Source organism: Candidatus Aquicultor sp. (assembly GCF_054640775.1).
The window spans coordinates 1-3212 of sequence record NZ_JBTSLF010000253.1; the positions used below are offsets into that span (position 1 = coordinate 1).

The window sequence follows — 3212 nt, forward strand, 5'->3', positions numbered from 1 at the left end:
TATCTGGGGTATAATCAGCATGGTCCTCAGCCCCTGTAATATGGCCTCCATCCCTTTAATCATCGCTTATGTGGGCGGGCAGGAAAAATTAGTCCGGGCCCGTCAAGCCGGTTACTATTCCCTGGCTTTTATCTCCGGCCTTTTTATCACCATCACTCTGATTGGGGTTATCTGTGCCCTCTTGGGCCGGATGCTGGGGGATATAGGCCCCTATTGGCAGATCCCGGTGGGGTTGATCCTGATCTGGTTGGCCCTGGGTATGGTTGGGGTCGAGAAATGTTCCCTGTCGGGAAGTTTTTTATCCCGTCTCAATATAAAAGGGCTGAAGGGGGCTTTGGTGCTCGGTCTGGCTTACGGGTTCCTTTCCGGGTCCTGCACCTTCGGATTTTTTGCCCCTATTCTGGCCATCATCACCATTCAAAAAATGGTACTCCACGGGATCATCCTTATCCTGTTCTTTGCTCTGGGCCAATGTCTGCCCATTTATATTGCCAGCAATTTCACGGCAGCGGTCCGCAAGGTGATCGAAAACCAGTCTTGGCAAACCGGCGGTCATTGGTTCCGCCGCGGCGCCGGGGTGCTTATCGGCCTTCTGGGCCTTTATTTTATTATCGGTCCTTTTCTATCCAAATAACCCGCTATCTGACCCTTTTTTCTTGACTTCTTTTGTCTTCCTCATTATATCTCAAGCCGTTAAAAATTCAGATCAAAAATCTGAGCGGAAAGCCCTGGTATCTGGCCGCGCTGGCCAGCTGGGGGATAGCTCTCCTTGAATACCTGATCCAGGTCCCGGCCAACCGCATCGGTTACACGGCCATGAACCTGGGGCAACTCAAAATACTCCAGGAACTAATCACCCTTTCGGTTTTTGTTCCTTTTTCCATTCTTTATATGGAACAACCTCTGAGGCTCAATTTTCTCTGGGCCGGCCTGTGCCTGCTGGGGGCGGTGTATTTCATTTTTAAATCATGACCTTAAAATTAAAGCGCCCTATTTGAGGTATTGCTTTTTTCTAACCTCTTTGCTAAATTACTTCCAAGTTTCGGGGATGGAGTCCCCCTCACAACCGCCCGGACCGGGATGATGACTCCTACCGCACAGGCTACGGCGGTAATGGAGTCGTTAATCTGCAACCAGGAAGCCGCCGCAAGGCGGTTTTTTTTGACCTGTGTCCAGACCAGAAAAATATTTTTAAAGGAGGATTCCATCATGGAACATATCTTTACCATCGCCGCTCTATGGCTGGGTCTGGCTGTTATCTCGGCCATCATCGCCTTCCACTTAAGGATATCAATCGCTTTAATTGAAATCTGTGTTGGTGTGCTCACGGCCGCCGTGGCGGGTTACCTGGGCTGGCTGGAGGCCTTGGGTTCCAATTTGGAATGGCTGCGGTTTCTGGCTGCTTCGGGGGCCGTCCTGCTCACATTTTTGGCCGGGGCCGAACTTGAACCGGAGGTTTTACGAAGCAAACTGAAAGAAGTAACGGTGGTCGGCCTGGTCGGATTTTTTGCACCTTTCTTGGGATGTGCAGCAGTTGCCCGTTATGCCCTGGGTTGGAACCTACAGGCCAGTCTGCTTTGCGGCGTGGCCCTTTCCACCACTTCGATGGCCGTGGTCTACGCGGTGATGCTGGAAACGGGATTCAACAAGACCGATTTCGGTAAAGGTATTCTGGGGGCCTGCTTCATTAACGATCTGGGCACGGTGATTGCACTGGGATTGTTGTTCGCCCCTTTTACTTACAAGACCGTCATCTTCATCGTCGGGACTACGGTGGTACTGGCGATTTTACCTTTAACCAGTCGTTGGCTGAATCGCATTTAAGGCCATCGTACTGCAGCCATTCGCACCAAATGGGTTATCCTGGTCCTTTTCGGCCTGGGTGCCTTAGCGCTTTGGTCCGGGAGCGAAGCAGTGCTTCCTGCCTATATCATAGGCATGGTTTTGGCGGAGTTTTCGAATGGAGACACCTTCTGGATTCGACGCCTTCGGACCCTGACCGTCGGGTTTCTTACCCCCTTCTATTTTCTTCGCGCCGGAACTTTCGTTTCTCTGCCGGCCCTTGTCTCCGCCCCGGTAGTCTTTCTGTTCTTATTGGGTGGGAAGGTGATTTCGAAAATATTCGGCCTCTATCCGGTTATAGGCCGGTTCCGCCGGAATCGGGACGAACGCTGGTATTATACCCTGTTGATGTCCACCGGACTCACCTTTGGAACGATCTCGGCCTTGTATGGGTTTTCCCACAACATCGTAACCCAGACTCAATATTCCTTTCTGGTGGCTACGGTTATAGCCAGCGCCGTAGTTCCAACCCTGATTGCCGGACTCGCTTTCCTGCCCCGTCACCTTCTGCCTGAACCGGAACATAGGGTTGAGCTGATGCCACGGGAAGAAGATTCGAGTGAGGAAGGATAAGGGTTCTTTCTTTTATCCTAAGCTGGAAGGGAAGTAACCTTTAGGAGGACCAGGGCGCCATTCTCAAACCTCAAAGGAGGCAAACCCGGAGAAGCTTTAATTTTCTGATCGTTCTTAGCAGTCTCCCGGCATTCATCCCCGAAATCATCAGGTAATCCTTCGAGAAATCGGTTGAGGTTCTCTCCTTTCAGCCAAATCCCCTTGGCCAATAAAGGGGGGCCCAGTTCCGGAACCAAGAGATTGAAAAGCTTTAAGATGATTCGGCCTTCCTTTTGGGGAATCACCTCGCCACCTTCCGAAAAAGTAATCGATCGGCGCAGAGAGGCAAAAGCCCCTCCCCGGCGCAGGGTGGCCCCCACCAGACCCGGCATAGCTGCCGAAAGGGCCAGGGTCGATCCGTCCCGGACCATCGCTTCCCCCAGATTATCCACGGCCTTCCCGTCCAGAAAGATGGTTTGAATCCTGTTTTCCAGGTAGTCGTGAGGTATTTCCAGATGGAGGGTGAGCAGATCTTTGATATTTCCTCCCACCTGAGTTTTTATGATGACCCCTTGCTGGAACAATGGGAAAAAGTGATAAAGGGCGCTTTTATTTATGGTCAAATAAAGGGTCTGTTCCATCAATCCCCCAATAAAAAAGGGAGGCCCGATAAAGACCTCCCTTGGAAATTAAAAAATTAAATGACTACCAGTTAAAAACCTGATCCAACTCCTCATCTTTCACCTGGAAGGTGACATTATGTGGGGCCAGTTTTTCATTTTTGAAAAAGTCCGGCAGACGGTCTTGTTGGGCAGTAA

At 51.0% G+C, this 3212-nt stretch carries 3 protein-coding genes, 1 pseudogene and 1 riboswitch; of the genes and pseudogenes, 3 read left to right on the plus strand and 1 reads right to left on the minus strand.

All coding sequences use genetic code 11. The features are described from left to right. Position 1 precedes the first annotated feature (1 nt). From ACYC56_RS13670 to ACYC56_RS13680, 3 genes and pseudogenes are all read left to right on the plus strand, one after another. On the plus strand, positions 2-634 hold the full coding sequence (locus ACYC56_RS13670; protein WP_461374729.1) for a cytochrome c biogenesis CcdA family protein: 633 nt from the start codon (positions 2-4) through the stop codon (positions 632-634). A gap of 32 nt (positions 635-666) precedes the next feature. Next, positions 667-972 (plus strand): DMT family protein, encoded by a 306-nt coding sequence (locus tag ACYC56_RS13675; RefSeq protein ID WP_461374730.1) that lies wholly within the window; start codon positions 667-669, stop codon positions 970-972. Between the two features lie 63 nt (positions 973-1035). Then, positions 1036-1100, plus strand: a riboswitch (Fluoride riboswitch). Between the two features lie 109 nt (positions 1101-1209). Beyond that, positions 1210-2415, plus strand: a pseudogene (locus ACYC56_RS13680) (cation:proton antiporter). A 17-nt stretch (positions 2416-2432) separates the two neighbouring features. On the opposite strand, the gene ACYC56_RS13685 reads toward ACYC56_RS13680, so the two are convergent. After that, positions 2433-3035, minus strand: coding sequence for a hypothetical protein (locus ACYC56_RS13685; RefSeq protein ID WP_461374731.1), 603 nt, complete (start codon positions 3033-3035; stop codon positions 2433-2435). Positions 3036-3212 lie beyond the last annotated feature (177 nt).